This is a genomic window from Pragia fontium (genome assembly GCF_900638655.1).
Taxonomy (GTDB): Bacteria; Pseudomonadota; Gammaproteobacteria; order Enterobacterales; family Enterobacteriaceae; genus Pragia; species Pragia fontium.
The window spans coordinates 2,874,698-2,890,136 of record NZ_LR134531.1; the positions used below are offsets into that span (position 1 = coordinate 2,874,698).

Below are 15,439 nucleotides of genomic sequence, written 5' to 3' on the forward strand. Positions count from 1 at the left end.
ATTACTTACCGTATCCCGGCGCTGGTTCAAACGTATTACCAATAATCGGTGCAGCGTCAGCCTGTGGTACGTGACAGGTTTGGCAGAAATAGCGGCGCGGCGCCACATTACTGCTTACGTGTCCATCACTATCAACAAAGTGAGTTGGGCTAATACGCGGTGCACCGGTCGTACGGTAACTCTGTACCCCGTGACATTTCAGACAGGTATTCACCTTTGAAGTCACCTGATAGCCTTCTACGCTATGCGGAATCATCGGCGGTTGATTAACATAATCCAGAGCAATACGAGATTGCTCTTTAGGCATAATGACCGAACCTTCAGGCGTGCCGGACACTTCCGGTGACTGACTCAAATCAACGCCGTTATTTGCAGCAAACGCTACGCTGCCGGAAACTAATGCTATTAGCATAGCCCATAAGGTAACCTGCTTTTTCAAGACGTTACTCTTCATTCCTCTACTCCCGAACGATGGAATCGTGTTTTTATTTGAAATACTTTCTCAGAACAGACATCAATACAGCGACCACAGGAAATACATTCCTTACTCAGCACCAGCGGGCTCTCCTGTTTACCAAACAGTGGACCACGAAGTATCTGAGGCTCTGGACACACATGGATGCAATCCATACAGCGGGTACAATCCTGACGATTTTCAGCGCTCACTCGCAGCACGCTTTTACAGCTAATCGCACCATACAGCGCCCCAATCGGACACAGGTGACCGCACCAGCCATGCTCAACCACCAGCAGATCAAACAGGAATACCGCCACAATCAGCCAGATGCTGGCACCAAAACCAAACACCAGACCGGTGATAATCCCGGCAGACGCCGAATGACCAAACCCACTGATTAAACCGCGGCCAAATGCCGATACCGGATTAACCCACTCCCACAGTAGCGTTCCGCTAACTGCACTACCCAAAATAATAGCAATCATTATTCCGTAGCGAAGTGAAGCAGGAATGGACGCGCTGTTACGAATGCCCAACTTACGCCGTAACCAAGCGGCAAAGTCAGTCACCAAGCTCAATGGGCAGACCCAACCACAAAATACTCGGCTGGCAAACAAAGCATAAAACAGTGCGATAATGACACCGCCTATCAAGGCATACCATTCAGACCAAGCAGCCCATCCTAACTCAACCGGAATCTCCGGTATGTGTCCCCCAGCCAAGCTTTGCAGCACGATTAATGGATCGCTTAACGGAATAACGTCCAGCAACATACTGCCACTGAAGTTACCGCGTAATATCCACATGCCAAGCAAAGGCCCAGTAAGGAACATCATCAGAATAAGTAATTGGCTGATACGGCGTAAAACCAGAAAGCGATGACTGTACCACCAGCCATACTTCACCTGTGCTTCATAGCCTGCTTGCTTAGGTGCATTTGCCATTACTGCCCCCCATCCGGTTTACGGGTTGGTAGCGTTAAGGCTTCAGGAATTAACGAATGCCCGGCCTTATCTTTCTCTACCCACCCTAACCGATAGTGTTGCCCCAGCTTGCCCAACGCCAACGACAGAGGCAGCACTTTAATCGCCGCTTCCTCCAATACACAGGCTTCTTCGCATTTACCACAGCCGGTACAGTAATCACTGTGCACCGTCGGTAAAAACTTAGCGTGCATATCGGTACGCTCATTACGATGCAGTTCCAACGTAATGGCTTTGTTGATTAATGGACAAACACGATGGCAAACATCGCAGCGTAATCCCTGCCAGTTCAGGCAGTTTTCGTGATCCAGTAGTACCGCCAGTCCCATACGAGACCGATCAATATCTGTTAAAGATGAATCGAGGGCGCCACTTGGACAGGCTTTCACGCAAGGAATATCCTCGCACATCTCACAAGGGATCTGACGCGCCACAAAATACGGTGTACCCGACGAAACCGGCGACAATAATGTAGCCAGCTTCAGCGTGTCGTAAGGACAGTCCTGCACACATTGCCCGCAGCGAATACAGGCGCGGTTAAACGCCTCTTCCGGTAGTGCACCAGGAGGACGCAAAGCCACGCCCTCTCGTGCCTGAGACTGTTTTTGTGGTATTCCCAGCAGCAGCGTCAGGCCAGCTAAGCCGCCTGCGCTACGTGCTACATCGCGTAAAAATCGGCGACGTGTGGGGCCTTTATCCCGTTGATTAGCCATAGTGATACGCCCTACCTACCCTAGGCCTTAACGACTCTGACTGCACATTTCTTGTAGTCAGTCTCTTTTGACAATGGATCGGTTGCATCCAACGTCAATACGTTAACTAACTGTGCAGCATCAAAGAACGCCATATACACCAAACCTTGAGGTACGCGGTTACGACCACGGGTTTCGACAATGGTCACCACTTCACCGCGACGAGACTGAACTTTCACCTTGTCACCACGGCGCATTCCGCGCTTTTGGGCATCCTGAGGGTGAATAAACAGTACCGACTCCGGGAATGCACGATGAAGTTCCGGCACGCGACGGGTCATCGAACCGGTATGCCAGTGCTCCAGAACTCGGCCAGTAGATAACCACAGGTCAAACTCTTCATCCGGGCTCTCTGCTGCCGGTTCGTATGGCAGAGCAAAAATAACCGCTTTACCATCTGGTTTACCGTAGAACCGAACGCCTTCGCCAGCCTTAACATACGGGTCATAACCTTCACGATAGCGCCACAGCGTCTCTTTACCGTCAACCACTGGCCAACGCAGACCGCGCGCCTTATGATAATCATCAAAGTTTGCCAAGTCATGAGCATGACCGCGACCAAACGCTGCATACTCTTCAAACAGACCTTTTTGTAGGTAGTAACCTAATTCACGGGATTCATCATTAAGCTGACCTTCAGCCAATTCATCCAGTTTGAATTTATTCACCTGACCGTTAGCGAACAGCACTTCATACAGCGTTTTACCACGGTACTCTGGGTTCTTGTCTAATAGCTCTGCCGGCCACATTTCGTCAGTTTTAAAGTATTTTGAAAACTCAACGATTTGCCACAGGTCAGACTTGGATTCACCCGGAGCTTGCACCTGTTGACGCCAAAACTGACTACGACGCTCGGCATTACCATAAGCACCCTCTTTTTCCACCCACATCGCGGTCGGTAAAATCAGGTCGGCAGCCAATGCACTGATGGTTGGATACGGATCGGAAACCACCACGAAGTTACGTGGATCGCGCCAGCCCGGCATACGGTCTTCATTAATATTTGGACCAGCCTGCATATTGTTGGTACACAAGGTCCAGTAGGCGTTCAACGTACCGTCTTTCAGAGCACGGTCCTGAGCAACGGCGTGTAAACCAAGGGAGCCAAGAATAGTACCTTCCGGCAGTTTCCATTTTTCTTCAGCAATTTTACGGTGAGCTTCATTCGTCACCACCATATCTGCTGGCAGACGGTGGGCAAAGGTACCGACTTCACGTGCGGTACCACAGGCAGATGGTTGACCGGTTAGTGAGAATGGGCCACAGCCTGGCGTTGAAATTTTACCGGTTAGCAAATGGATGTTGTAGCACAGGTTATTTGCCCACACACCACGAGTGTGCTGGTTAAAGCCCATGGTCCAGTAGGAAACCACTTTCACATTTGGATCGGCATACAGCTTCGCCAGCGCAACCAGTGAATCTGCCGGTACACCGGTCATTTCAACGGTTTTCTCTAGCGTATACTCAGCAACGAAATCTTTATATTCGTCAAACGTCATTGGCGTTGATTTGTCGCTGTTAGGGTTTTTCGCTGCTTTTTCTAGCGGGTGATTTGGACGCAGGCCATAACCGATATCCGTTTCACCACGGCGAATATTAACGTGTTTATCAAGGAAGTCCTGATTAACCCCATTATTCTGAATAATATAGTTAGCGATATAGTTCAGAATCACCAGATCGGTTTGCGGTTTGAAAATAATCGGGTTATCTGCCAATTCAAAGCTACGGTTTTCATAAGTAGACATCACCGCAACTTTGACATTTGGATTAGACAAACGGCGATCGGTAATGCGAGACCAAAGAATCGGGTGCATTTCCGCCATGTTTGAGCCCCATAACACGAAGGCATCTGCATGTTCGATATCGTCATAGCAGCCCATCGGTTCATCCATACCAAAGGTACGCATAAAACCAACAACCGCTGTTGCCATACAGTGACGAGCATTAGGGTCGATATTATTTGAGCGGAAACCGGCTTTAAACAGTTTCGCTGCAGCATAACCTTCCCAAATGGTGAACTGACCGGAAGCAAACATACCGCCACCGTTCGGCCCTTGTTCTTTAAAGGCTTTCTTATACTTTTCACTCATCACAGTGAAAGCTTTATCCCAACTTACCGGGGTAAACTCACCGTCTTTACTGTACTCGCCATTTTTCATGCGCAGTAATGGTTGGGTCAAACGGTCTTTTCCGTACATGATTTTAGGCAGGAAATACCCTTTGATACAGTTTAAACCGCGGTTAACCGGCGCATCTGGGTCACCCTGAGAAGCAACCACTCGGCCATTTTGAGTACCGACCAGAACGCTACATCCGGTACCACAGAAACGGCACGGGGCTTTATCCCACTTAATTGATGAATCCCCTTCAGCTGCAACCGCAACCGTTGGGATAGTCATTCCTGCAGCGACCGCGGCCGCGGTAACTGCATTTGCTTTCATGAAGTCTCGACGACTGAGTTTCATGGCGTATCCTCACCTTGCTCATCTTGCTGGTGATAAACCAGCGACACCGCCAACACACCGGCTATATCTCGTGCTGACTCAATTTGGGCAAACAGCACATCTGAATTGTCTGCCTGCATAACTACAATTAACTTGCCTTCTTTCTCGTTCACTCCGGGAATCTCTGTTCCCGGTAATGCACACAATGCTTCACTTACTGTGGAAATATCCTCAGGCTTAACCTGAACAATCAAACTACAAACGTGCCAGTCACTCTTTTCCGTCATTATCTTTATCACTCTCACGGGTGGTTATTGCTTGAACCGGACAGCTTCGGACACAGCTCCCACAGCCAGTACAACTCTGCTGATCTAACTCCGGTTGGGCAGTTCCTCCCAAACGAAGCCGAAACTTAATTGCGTTGGGTTCACAAACGTCCTGACAACTTCGGCAGGTTACCCCCTGATAAGTTAAGCAAGTTTGATTAATCACCGCGATACGCTGCCAGGGTTGAGTCTCCAGCGGCCTAAACAGCGGCTCAGGACAAACTTCCGCACAACGGCCGCAAAACGTACATTCCGCACGTTGAAAATCAATCTCTGGAAAAGCCCGAGCGTTACTGACGATAATAACCCCGGTTTCACACGCTTCAACACAGGCATGGCAACGGGTACAGCCATCAACAAACCGCTGTTCTTCTATCGACCACGGCGGTCTGATGGCAGAGCTACGACGCCACTGACCACGTAACAGATTCCGTCTCGATAAAATTGACATGCTGGCTAACTCCACTCACTCAGGAGGAACATCTTAAACACTTATCTTTTGTCTCAGGCTAATTATACGACCAATTTGCCTAAAACTTCGGCCAGAGTAAGTTAATCGTTGAGGGGTAGGTATATAATTACCCTTAAGGGGTAAATCGATAGGTTAATTGATCTAGCTCAATTGATTTACGCTATTTTTAGATAAATAGTCTAATCGATCGCTGCTTTATTCGGGTATTTTTTAATGAAACACGGCAAAATAATCATTTCAACCCGTTTGTTAAACACAAAAGTTCAGAGGCACAAATTAATGCAGTTTAGTATTCTGAGGTATTATGCTCTTCGTTAAACGTTCCGTCACCAGCAACATTGCCCGTATGCTCATTGCTATTGTGATTCTGTCTATTTTATCTACTGGACTGGCATTGGTGACGCTGGCAGCCAGCCGCACGGATGCAGAAGCCATCAATATATCTGGCTCACTGCGCATGCAAAGCTATCGTTTAGCCTACGACTTAACCACCAATTCACCCTATCTGAACTCTCATATTCGCCAATATGATATGTCGCTTAATGCTCCGGCATTAAAAGAGATCGATTCATTCTATTTTCCCCATGATATCCAGCTAAAATATCAAACCCTGTTAGATCGTTGGAAAATACTGGAATATGAGCTCAATCAGGGTAACGGTGATATGTATATCAGCCAATTGGCTGAATATGTAAACCAAATCAATGAATTTGTTCTGGCGATTCAGATTTTTTCCGAGTTAAAGCTAAAAACAGCCGGAACCATCAGTATTGCCAGTTTTCTGCTGACTATTGGATTAGTTTTTTTCGTTATTCACTTTAGTCGACGTAAAATCGTCGCTCCGCTCAATCAAATGGTTGCCGCCAGCCACTATATTCAAACTGGACATTTTGACCATCAGCCCCTTGATACCACTCAGCCCAATGAGCTTGGGGTATTAGCCAACGCCTTTACCTCCATGTCTTCCGATTTGGCCAAACTTTATCAGTCGCTGGCAGAAAAGGTGGAAGAAAAAACCGTTAAGCTCACACAGGCTAACCGCTCGTTAGGCGTATTATATGACTGTCTGCAAGCTCTGAGCGTCAGTCAGGTTGACCGACAGTGCTTTGAGCAAGTGCTGCATATCGTGTGTAATAGTGAAAATCTGGTCATTATTCGTTTGGAAGTTCAGGACAGCGGTGAAGGTCGCTGGGTCTTGGAAGAAGGTAAAGAAGATAACAGCAGGGATTGGCATCATCTGGTCCTCCAGCAAGATGAGCAGATCTTGGGTAAGCTTAGCTGGCAATGTGCCGATGAAGATGCGGTTCATCCACAATTAATCGGTAACGTTGGCAATATTCTGAGCCGCGGTATCTATTTTAATCGGGCACAAAAACGCTACTTACAAGTACTGCTGATGGAAGAGCGAGCAACTATTGCACGTGAATTACACGATTCACTGGCCCAGTCCCTCTCTTTCCTGAGAATTCAACTTACCTTGCTAAAAAGGGTTGTTCCCAGTAATAATGATAGAGCGATGGTAGTTATTGCCGATTTTGATCAGGCTCTATCCAGCGCCTATCGACAGCTGCGAGAACTGTTAGCGACATTTCGGCTAACAATACAAGAGGCAGACCTGCATGAAGCGCTTAATCAATTAATTACGCCTTTACAGGCGCAGACTGAAGTGCCAATTCATATACATTGCGCACTATCATCTCAGGCTCTAAATGCACAGCAACAGGTACACGCGCTACAGATCGTCAGGGAAGCGACGCTTAATGCAATTAAGCACGCTAAGGCAAAAAACATTTATGTAAATTGTGAATCGACTAAGGATGGCTATAACTTAATTACCATTATTGATGATGGCATGGGTATCAAAAGTCTTGATGAACCGGAAGGTCATTATGGACTTAATATTATGAGTGAACGGGCTTGCCGTTTAGGCGGAACCCTGGCGATTAGCCGGCAGGAGGAAGGTGGCACTTGTGTGCGTCTTATCTTCCCTCAGCAATGAAAAGTAAATAAAAACAATAATAATCGAGCTTATTTGAGCCAACATTCTCTAGCAAATTTTAAAGTGGGGTAATATCAGTGCAAGAACTATGTAATATTTTGATCGTGGACGATCATCCATTAATGCGCCGTGGAGTGCGCCAGTTACTTGAGCTGGAACCTTCACTAAATATTGTGGCCGAAGCCAGCAATGGTAATGAAGCGGTAACGTTCGCTTGTCAGTTGCTGCCAGATTTAATTTTACTCGATCTGAATATGAAAGGTCTGTCGGGTCTGGATACGCTGAAAGCACTGCGTAATGAAGGTATTGCCGCCCGAATTATTGTGCTTACCGTGTCGGATTCTCGCAGCGATATCTATGCGCTGTTGGATGCCGGCGCTGACGGTTATCTGTTAAAGGACAGTGAACCAGAACTGCTGCTGGAAAAAATCCTTCAGGCGGCTAATGGTGAAAACGTATTCAGCGATATTATCCTGGAATATCTGGCGACCCGTGATGACCAAAGCGATCCATTTGAATCACTGACCGAACGTGAACTCGATGTATTACAGGAAGTCGCTCGGGGTATGTCGAACAAACAGGTTGCCTCGCACTTACATATCTCCGAAGAAACGGTAAAAGTGCATATCCGTAATATGCTGCGTAAGTTAAATGTACGTTCACGCGTTGCGGCAACGGTGATGTATTTGGAGCGGAAGAGTCAGTAAATTGGATTTACGGTGAAGTGAAGAGATAAATCGAACCGCTTGCGAGAGGGGTTCGATTTATTATGGTCGGGTGTTGTTGGTTAATTAAATGAAGAAGACAATATATAACTAAGATTTGTCAGATTAAAATCATAGCTAATATTAATTCTCACGTAAAAAAACTCTCTTAGGAATGTTTTTATTTAAACCTTTTTCTATCATTTCATTTTTATATTCTTTATATAAAGTACGAGCTTTATCATAATGGTTATAATCCTTCCCTAATTCCCAATATACATCAGCAAGATTCAGCTTAGCCACAACTCTTGATGGATATTGATCAACTATATCTTTAAGTATAATTGCACTTGCAATATTATCTTTTTTAGCTAAAAAGAAAGCCAAGTCATTAAGTAACACCACATTGCTATCATTAATAGTCGTTACATATTCAGCAGCACTGTATATATTAATACTCTTAATTGCATGTTCACTTTTATTTTCTTTTAATAAATCAGATATTTTCTTGAGTTCATTATTAATTTCATTTTTTACATCCGATTTAGATTTATAACTAATAGAATGCTGGTTTTCACCAATTTTTCTGCAACATGATACCCGCTCAATTTCTAATGACGGGGTAAATATTCCTGAGATAGGATCTGACCTCTCTCCAGTAATAACGCTGACCAATAGCCATTGTTTTTTATCCGGTACCCATTTATAAACCTGTGAATAAACTTGCCCTTGACGACTATAATAAGTGCTATCAACTTCAATCTCATCAAATTTATAACTACTATGAACTACAGGAAAATTGTTATCATCTGGAGGTGTTATCTCATAAGTTAGATTCTTATTTATAGATGACATATAAATTGATAGGTGTAATACATTATTGACTCTACTTTGGATAATGCTGTCATTAATGCCATCGCCATCAAAATCGTAAAACTCTTTACTTTGCTCATCGGCATATACAGCAGATAACGTTACCATTAATAAAGCAAATATAATTGAAATTCCATTAAATACATACATCATGTAGTTAAGTCCTAATTCTATATTTAGTATATTTTTCCAGTATAGATTAAATCAAATGGCTGCTCTGTTAAATATCTTTATCACCATTACGGTTTGTGTAACACCTTCAATAATTCATTTTATTCTATAACTAATTACTTATGGCACATACTTCTTAATGCTTTCCTTATTGATTCAGCATCTTTATATGGGCATAAGTTCCTGTCTCATTAACTCCGTCAAAACAATAGTTAAATATATCGACTTGTGGTTCTCTTGGAAAAAAGTCGATATAAACACCCTTTTTACTTTCTATCACCTCAAATCGCAGGGCTCTATAATAATATCTACTTACTTGCTGAATATCAGATTTATATCTAGACAATACGTACATCGACTGCTCTGGAATATTGACTGAAAATACAGAAGTAATTTTCCATTGACCTAAATTCAAAACGAAATTTAATTTGTTATTTTTTAAGTTTAGGCTATATAAGCTAACGCAATCCTGTTTAGCCATATCTTCACATGAGGATGGAATAAATAACATCAGCGCTTTTCCACCAGGTCTTTCCACCATAACCGGGGAATGAGGAATATTGCTACTCTTTGCACTAATATCACTATATACAGATAGCAAGAAAAAAACACAAAAGACTTAAGTTTCATCCTATAGCCCCAGACTTTCTTTAGAAGATAAACACCCCATTGCCTCATCCTTAGTCCGATTACAGGATAAGTATTTTGCAATTTGAGATAGCTCATTCACTTTAACTTTTTTACATGGGAAATAATATTCTTTACCACTATCAGAAGATATAACATTTAAATATAGTGATTCCTTTCCTTTTTCCCACTCATATCCTAATGTATATAAGAATGACTGATTTCTAAAAAGAATAAAAAGATATGATGTAAAAGGCCGAGTATAATATCTATGTTCAAAGGGAATTTTCTTATCTTGATAATCTAAAGATGGATAGATTAGTTCAGGATTATTTTTTCCACCATAAACATAAAAAAGGGATATTGGCTTACTTTCTTTATCTACATTGCCATATAAAGCAACATACTTATTATTTTTTGTTTCGCATAGCAAATAAACCTTATCAAAAGCAGGTAGAGAATCGAAATACTCGCCAAGTTGAGTAGCTTGTCCGTAACAAGACAAAACGAACAACATCAATCCACAGAGATATCGATTGCAGCCTGTTTTAAGTATTTTATTATTACGTTCCAATGTTTGAATATATCTTACCGATAGATGACAAGAAATTATTTTAAAGAACATTTTTCGCCTCTGCTTTCAATGGCAAATTTATTATATAAATATTGCTTAATTAAAGATGCATTATTATAAACAAAAGTTTTATAATGAATGGCATTTATATTAGCCTCACTCCACGAAACAATATTAATAACATTCCCCTCATCATTAATTTATTTTTACCCGTAAAATAACACTCTTCATTAATATATTTTATATAAATTTAAACTGCCATTAACTAACAAAAAGTACAACAAAAAATCAGTAAGCCATTTAATATCTATTTATAACTTACTATTTGTAATTTCTAAAAAATCAGTTTCGAAAACTTTTCTATCAATGCCAGTGGTTTTAACAACTTTACCATTAATATTAATTATTTCTAACTTCCCCTTTCCTTGCTGATAATCATAACTAGCTTTCTGTAATTTATTATTTTTTAATATAGATACAATATAATCACAACATCCATCACGAGAAAAACCAGTAACAGCTCTATCAACATATAAAACTGTAGGGTTAACTACATACGAAGATAGAATATCTGATTTTTCATATTTATTACTCTTTTTATTATATAAATAATAAAAATAACTTTCATTGGCAGCCCCTTTGTTATCTGAAATTCTTACATCTGGGTAACCATCAAAATTCACATCTTCTATAACAACTTGAAAATCATCATCTATGATATTTATATTCAAAGTCTGCCTAGTATTATCTAAAAAAACAAAATCAATAGATATAGAGTTATTCAGAACATTAGATGTTGAAATATTATAATGACTAACTATCTCATCTATTTTTTTGGAACTTCTCTCTACATTAAACTTATACTTTCCACTCCCAATCCACTCCCCATCAAAACTATGCCCCCCTGAGCTTACTGCATCTATTTTCCCTGTTATTTGCCCATTGTAACTTTCAGATAAATTTAATACTCCATCAGAATAGCTACCCTTCAATGAAATTTTCTTATTATTTTTATTATATATATATGAACCTGTTACAGAACGCCCATCCACTGCTAAAAACATAGTGATATCATAACTCTTAATTTTTCCTTTTAACTCATAACGTTCAATAACATTATATGAGCAAGCAGAAAAAGATATAAATAATGATAAAACCGATAAAAATTTATATTTCATTAAATTACTCCAAACCAAACTCTTTTTTTGCTCTTAATAAAATTTCAGCTCTATGATGAGTGAGTTTTGGAATGCCTCCCTTATAATAGTAAGCCTACGATTTTCCTTCTACGCGTTCTTTTACTATAACAGGAATTCGATTAGATTTACCTTTTCCACTCATCTGCTCTATATATTTTTTATAATATATTCTAGACTTATTTCTTTCTCCTACCCCCCAATATGCATCACCTAAATTAATATATGCCACTGTACGTTTTGGATATTGTTTAATGATTTTTTCTAAAATAAGAATAGCTTCATCATAGTTCCCTGACTGCTCGAGGTAATAAGCTATATTATTATACTTTTCCAGATCAACATTATTTATAGATTTATCTAAGTCTAGAGAATCATCATCTAACAAAATATCCTTTCGAATATTATTTAGTCCTTCATCAAAAAAATCACTGCGCCAAATAGCAGAATCACTATATTTCACTAGCGTCTTTTTTGTATTGCATAAATAATAACCTAATTCACCAAAACAATATTTATTTTTTATTGAATTAACTCCATCCTTCATAACTTCATTAAGAGTCTTATTAACTTTATCAAAATTAAAATTCGTCAAATAACTTGGATGAAATGGTATTATTTCATTACAATTAATCTTATATACCGAATATGAAATATTTTCTGGAATAGCTGAATCATAAATAAATAGCTCATCAACATTATCAAAATCGATATCTTGATAAAAATAAAAATCTTTTTTATCATTTAACATTGACTCTAAAGAAAAAATGACTTTCCCATTGTTTTCTATAAGAATCTTACTTACATCCTCATTTTTTGAGAACGGTAGTGCTGATATCTTTAAGTTTTTTTTATTAAAGCACAATGAACCATCAACTTCAGCTAAAGCCTGTTGGGATAAGAGCAATAATATAACTATTAAATACCGAAACATTTACTCCTCCCTAAAAATAATGTTTAGCTATTCATTTGGGGAACTAGGTTTACTTCACCTGACCTATCACTTAATGATAAATTGAAAAATCATCAACGTTAACCCAGAGGGTAAGAGATTTTCCATTCTTCATTAAATATTTAATCTTATAAAACCGTCCATCATTGCTAATATCAATTAAATCAAAAATATCACCCTTAATTAGATATGCTTTCGATATATCACCTGAATTGGCTGATTTAAAAAGTTTAGCTTTCTGTACAGAAATAATGCCTGAAATCTTCTTACGACCTAAGAAGTTAATCCCATCGCTAAGTAGTGCCGTTTCGATACTATTATTTTTTAAATATATTTTTCTCTTCACAATATCGCATCCAACACACTCATCACGAATTACTAGTTTCCAATGTGTATCATTTACCTGATAAACATCTTCATACCATTTCCCACTATCACGCCAACGACTTATCACTTTATTATTTAAAGTATTATAATTACATATTTCAGCATTATTGAGTAAAATCGGTTCATCACTGATTTTATTACCAGAAATAGGAAATAAAACTGAACATTTATTAACCTCATTATTCACTGCTATAACTAAATATCTTTTATTTAAAATAGTATCTATTGCTATATTTTCATAGCCGTCACTATTTATTAAATCTCTAATTTTTTTCTGTATCGTTAATCCATCGCAAGAATTAATAGAGCAGGTTTTTTTTTCAGCATATGCACTAAAAACAAAAGAAAAAAACAATGTAAAAACAATCAATCTGATATTATCCCTCATGACTTAGTCTCATTATCTATTTTAATCTAGAACTATTTAAATACTTTTTTATAGCTGATGCATTTTTATATTTGCATATAACTTTATTATCACCATCCAAGCCTTCAAAGCAATTATTGATAGCTATATTATTTTTATCATTAGAATCATGAGAAATATGAATAATATCATTCTTTAATGTAATCAAATATTTTGATGTGGAATATAAATATCCTTTTTTATTTTTTTGGGATATCTTTGTTCCAGTTAAAATATAAAGAAATTTACTGTCTTTTTTTTTGTCTAAGGAAAAGAATACTGACAATATTTCATCCCCTTTAACTCTATCTATATAATCAATACTTTTCCCTTGATCTGTAACGTTAAAAAACTCACCATCAGAGATATTGCCTTCATCACTCGGCAATTCTTTTTTAAGGTTATTTTTCAAAAATATAAGGGTGGATTCCTGACCTCTATATTTTACTGAAATTGGTTGATGAAATGGAACGGTATAATTTAAATCTTTTTCAGCATAACCTATATTCGGCCATATAAATATAGGTAATAAATACATTAATTTTAGCAACTTCATACAAGCCTCTCCTACAATAATTACAGCCCACGTAAGCGATTATCTAAATATTTTTTAATAGCGTCTTTATCTTTATACTGACAAATATTTTTTTTCCCATTCCTTATTCCATCAAAACAGTTATTAAAAATAGTATCTGGCTTATAGCTCCCTGAAAAAAACTCAATTTTAAGCATACCTTGCTCAATAAAAAGAGGATACTCTATAGAGTTATAGTAATAACCACTTATAGATTCAATATTAGATTTTGATCGAGTTATGATATAAACTGATTTATTTTTAGAATAATTAACATCATCGTAAATAAAAACGTCAACTAACTCATCCCCTTCAATTTTACTAACATAAAAAACATCCATTCCTTTATTAGTTAAATTATAAATTTCGCCTAATGGAATATGAGATGAAATAGAATACTCTTCTTTTTTATCTTTTAAGCTATTTTTAAAGAACAATAAAACTGATTCTTGACCTTGATATTTAATGTGCATTGGTTCTCTCAATATTTCCGAGTAAACATCACCTAATTCATTTTCTTTACTAAATAAATTTCCTGATGAAATAATAAAAATAAAAATAGGTAATAAAATTAATATTTTCCTAACAGACATTATTAACCTCATCATTAAACCTTTCGCTGAATCTTTAGCAATCCACTTTCATCCATATTATTTAAATAGATGCCATATACAATTTATTTTATCGATTATTAAAAACACTAATTTTGATTAATATCCTTTTGCTCCACCCAACCGTCAATAACAATTCCTTTATTAACATTATGATAGTTTAAATGAACCCAACCTGAGTTAACATCAATCACTTTAACAACATCAGCCATTATTAAATAGCTTTTTGTTTTAGTACTAACTTCAGGCTCTTTATATAAGAAAGTTTTTTTATTGATTTTTGCAGAAAAATTAACGCTAGACATATACTTTTGATAAAACGAAGTTTTAAGTGAGGTCAGTATGTTATCTTTCGATTTATAAGGATAACTATATATAACATCTTGACTAATGGGCTTTATATTAAATAAATCAGCCCCTCTACCAAAATAACGTGATTCTTTATCATCAAATAAATAAGTGTCATCTAAACGTTTAAAAACCGAAACCTCATAAAACTCGCTTGCATAGCCATAGGGTTCACCATCATGCCACTGTAATTGTGTAGTATGTATAATATATAACTTCCTATTACCATCTTCAGTCTGATTAATAATAAAAGCAGAATTAACTTTCCCTGCTGAATTATAGTATGATAGAACTCCTATATTAGATTCATTCGCCGCATTACAATCAATATACTTTAGTAATATTTCATAATTATCATCTTCTTTATTAATACCATCTAACATTTTCTTATGGAAAGTAACATACCCGTTCCCATCATATAAAGCACTATAAAGACTATCATCATTATTTACATTACATGCGAAAGTAAAATTACTTATAACAAAGAAACAGAATGTAAAACCCAAAATATAGTTTGGCATTATAATTTTCATTCAACATTCCATTATTCTTGATTCCAATTTAATTCGGAACTAATCCATCA

At 38.4% G+C, this 15,439-nt stretch carries 17 protein-coding genes; 2 read left to right on the forward strand and 15 right to left on the reverse strand.

Going from position 1 to position 15,439, the window contains the following annotated elements; genetic code table 11:
• Nucleotide 1 precedes the first annotated feature (1 nt).
• From napB to napF, 6 genes are read right to left on the reverse strand one after another with little or no spacing between them, the layout of a single operon-like run.
• The gene (napB, locus tag EL341_RS12455; protein ID WP_074823290.1) at nucleotides 2–454 is read right to left on the reverse strand and encodes a nitrate reductase cytochrome c-type subunit; all 453 of its coding nucleotides are present in this window, start codon (nucleotides 452–454) and stop codon (nucleotides 2–4) included.
• On the reverse strand, nucleotides 451–1,401 hold the full coding sequence (locus tag EL341_RS12460; RefSeq protein ID WP_074823292.1) for a quinol dehydrogenase ferredoxin subunit NapH: 951 nt from the start codon (nucleotides 1,399–1,401) through the stop codon (nucleotides 451–453). The genes napB and EL341_RS12460 overlap by 4 nt, the downstream gene beginning before the upstream one ends.
• Nucleotides 1,401–2,153 (reverse strand): ferredoxin-type protein NapG, encoded by a 753-nt coding sequence (gene napG, locus EL341_RS12465; RefSeq protein ID WP_126467883.1) that lies wholly within the window; start codon nucleotides 2,151–2,153, stop codon nucleotides 1,401–1,403. The genes EL341_RS12460 and napG overlap by 1 nt, the downstream gene beginning before the upstream one ends.
• A 20-nt stretch (nucleotides 2,154–2,173) precedes the next feature.
• Entirely contained in the window at nucleotides 2,174–4,657 is a 2,484-nt protein-coding gene (napA, locus tag EL341_RS12470; protein ID WP_074823294.1) for a nitrate reductase catalytic subunit NapA, read from the reverse strand.
• Nucleotides 4,654–4,923: a chaperone NapD gene (gene napD, locus EL341_RS12475; protein ID WP_074823299.1), complete on the reverse strand. Its 270-nt coding sequence runs from the start codon at nucleotides 4,921–4,923 to the stop codon at nucleotides 4,654–4,656. The genes napA and napD overlap by 4 nt, the downstream gene beginning before the upstream one ends.
• Nucleotides 4,907–5,413 (reverse strand): ferredoxin-type protein NapF, encoded by a 507-nt coding sequence (gene napF / locus EL341_RS12480; protein WP_047781633.1) that lies wholly within the window; start codon nucleotides 5,411–5,413, stop codon nucleotides 4,907–4,909. The genes napD and napF overlap by 17 nt, the downstream gene beginning before the upstream one ends.
• Before the next feature lie 325 nt (nucleotides 5,414–5,738).
• Between napF and narQ the strand changes: the two genes are divergently transcribed.
• Nucleotides 5,739–7,433 (forward strand): nitrate/nitrite two-component system sensor histidine kinase NarQ, encoded by a 1,695-nt coding sequence (gene narQ, locus EL341_RS12485; protein WP_126467885.1) that lies wholly within the window; start codon nucleotides 5,739–5,741, stop codon nucleotides 7,431–7,433.
• A gap of 122 nt (nucleotides 7,434–7,555) precedes the next feature.
• Nucleotides 7,556–8,140, forward strand: coding sequence for a LuxR C-terminal-related transcriptional regulator (locus EL341_RS12490; RefSeq protein WP_047782725.1), 585 nt, complete (start codon nucleotides 7,556–7,558; stop codon nucleotides 8,138–8,140).
• 141 nt (nucleotides 8,141–8,281) lie between these two features.
• Here EL341_RS12490 and EL341_RS12495 read toward each other — a convergent pair whose 3' ends face one another.
• The 9 genes from EL341_RS12495 to EL341_RS12535 all read right to left on the reverse strand — a co-directional run bounded on the left by EL341_RS12495 (nucleotide 8,282) and on the right by EL341_RS12535 (nucleotide 15,389).
• The gene (locus tag EL341_RS12495) at nucleotides 8,282–9,163 is read right to left on the reverse strand and encodes a tetratricopeptide repeat protein (RefSeq protein WP_074823305.1); all 882 of its coding nucleotides are present in this window, start codon (nucleotides 9,161–9,163) and stop codon (nucleotides 8,282–8,284) included.
• Between the two features lie 166 nt (nucleotides 9,164–9,329).
• Entirely contained in the window at nucleotides 9,330–9,662 is a 333-nt protein-coding gene (locus EL341_RS12500; protein ID WP_126467887.1) for a hypothetical protein, read from the reverse strand.
• Between the two features lie 150 nt (nucleotides 9,663–9,812).
• The gene (locus EL341_RS12505; RefSeq protein ID WP_047781638.1) at nucleotides 9,813–10,433 is read right to left on the reverse strand and encodes a hypothetical protein; all 621 of its coding nucleotides are present in this window, start codon (nucleotides 10,431–10,433) and stop codon (nucleotides 9,813–9,815) included.
• Between the two features lie 260 nt (nucleotides 10,434–10,693).
• Nucleotides 10,694–11,560 carry an XAC2610-related protein gene (locus EL341_RS12510; RefSeq protein ID WP_126467889.1) on the reverse strand — a complete coding sequence of 289 codons (867 nt, stop codon included), beginning with the start codon at nucleotides 11,558–11,560 and terminating at the stop codon, nucleotides 10,694–10,696.
• Nucleotides 11,561–11,654: 94 nt separating this feature from the next.
• Nucleotides 11,655–12,512: a tetratricopeptide repeat protein gene (locus EL341_RS12515; RefSeq protein ID WP_126467891.1), complete on the reverse strand. Its 858-nt coding sequence runs from the start codon at nucleotides 12,510–12,512 to the stop codon at nucleotides 11,655–11,657.
• Between the two features lie 70 nt (nucleotides 12,513–12,582).
• Nucleotides 12,583–13,305, reverse strand: a complete 723-nt coding sequence (locus EL341_RS12520; protein WP_126467893.1) for a hypothetical protein — start codon at nucleotides 13,303–13,305, stop codon at nucleotides 12,583–12,585.
• A 16-nt stretch (nucleotides 13,306–13,321) separates the two neighbouring features.
• Nucleotides 13,322–13,879 (reverse strand): hypothetical protein, encoded by a 558-nt coding sequence (locus EL341_RS12525; protein ID WP_126467895.1) that lies wholly within the window; start codon nucleotides 13,877–13,879, stop codon nucleotides 13,322–13,324.
• Between the two features lie 20 nt (nucleotides 13,880–13,899).
• Nucleotides 13,900–14,490: a hypothetical protein gene (locus EL341_RS12530; RefSeq protein WP_126467897.1), complete on the reverse strand. Its 591-nt coding sequence runs from the start codon at nucleotides 14,488–14,490 to the stop codon at nucleotides 13,900–13,902.
• Nucleotides 14,491–14,597: 107 nt separating this feature from the next.
• A complete protein-coding gene (locus EL341_RS12535; RefSeq protein WP_126467899.1) occupies nucleotides 14,598–15,389 on the reverse strand; it encodes a hypothetical protein in 792 nt (263 codons plus the stop codon).
• Between the last annotated feature and the right edge of the window lie 50 nt (nucleotides 15,390–15,439).

Excerpts from the sequence above, each read along its gene's own strand:
- napA (WP_074823294.1), bottom strand. The coding sequence starts at position 4,657 with ATGAAACTCAGTCGTCGAGACTTCATGAAAGCAAATGCAGTTACCGCG.
- EL341_RS12490 (WP_047782725.1), top strand. The coding sequence starts at position 7,556 with ATGCGCCGTGGAGTGCGCCAGTTACTTGAGCTGGAACCTTCACTAAAT.
- EL341_RS12495 (WP_074823305.1), bottom strand. The coding sequence starts at position 9,163 with ATGATGTATGTATTTAATGGAATTTCAATTATATTTGCTTTATTAATG.
- EL341_RS12460 (WP_074823292.1), bottom strand. The coding sequence starts at position 1,401 with ATGGCAAATGCACCTAAGCAAGCAGGCTATGAAGCACAGGTGAAGTAT.
- EL341_RS12535 (WP_126467899.1), bottom strand. The coding sequence starts at position 15,389 with ATGAAAATTATAATGCCAAACTATATTTTGGGTTTTACATTCTGTTTC.
- napG (WP_126467883.1), bottom strand. The coding sequence starts at position 2,153 with ATGGCTAATCAACGGGATAAAGGCCCCACACGTCGCCGATTTTTACGC.
- EL341_RS12530 (WP_126467897.1), bottom strand. The coding sequence starts at position 14,490 with ATGTCTGTTAGGAAAATATTAATTTTATTACCTATTTTTATTTTTATT.
- EL341_RS12520 (WP_126467893.1), bottom strand. The coding sequence starts at position 13,305 with ATGAGGGATAATATCAGATTGATTGTTTTTACATTGTTTTTTTCTTTT.
- EL341_RS12510 (WP_126467889.1), bottom strand. The coding sequence starts at position 11,560 with ATGAAATATAAATTTTTATCGGTTTTATCATTATTTATATCTTTTTCT.
- napB (WP_074823290.1), bottom strand. The coding sequence starts at position 454 with ATGAAGAGTAACGTCTTGAAAAAGCAGGTTACCTTATGGGCTATGCTA.
- EL341_RS12525 (WP_126467895.1), bottom strand. The coding sequence starts at position 13,879 with ATGAAGTTGCTAAAATTAATGTATTTATTACCTATATTTATATGGCCG.
- napF (WP_047781633.1), bottom strand. The coding sequence starts at position 5,413 with ATGTCAATTTTATCGAGACGGAATCTGTTACGTGGTCAGTGGCGTCGT.
- EL341_RS12515 (WP_126467891.1), bottom strand. The coding sequence starts at position 12,512 with ATGTTTCGGTATTTAATAGTTATATTATTGCTCTTATCCCAACAGGCT.
- EL341_RS12500 (WP_126467887.1), bottom strand. The coding sequence starts at position 9,662 with ATGGCTAAACAGGATTGCGTTAGCTTATATAGCCTAAACTTAAAAAAT.
- napD (WP_074823299.1), bottom strand. The coding sequence starts at position 4,923 with ATGACGGAAAAGAGTGACTGGCACGTTTGTAGTTTGATTGTTCAGGTT.
- narQ (WP_126467885.1), top strand. The coding sequence starts at position 5,739 with ATGCTCTTCGTTAAACGTTCCGTCACCAGCAACATTGCCCGTATGCTC.
- EL341_RS12505 (WP_047781638.1), bottom strand. The coding sequence starts at position 10,433 with ATGTTCTTTAAAATAATTTCTTGTCATCTATCGGTAAGATATATTCAA.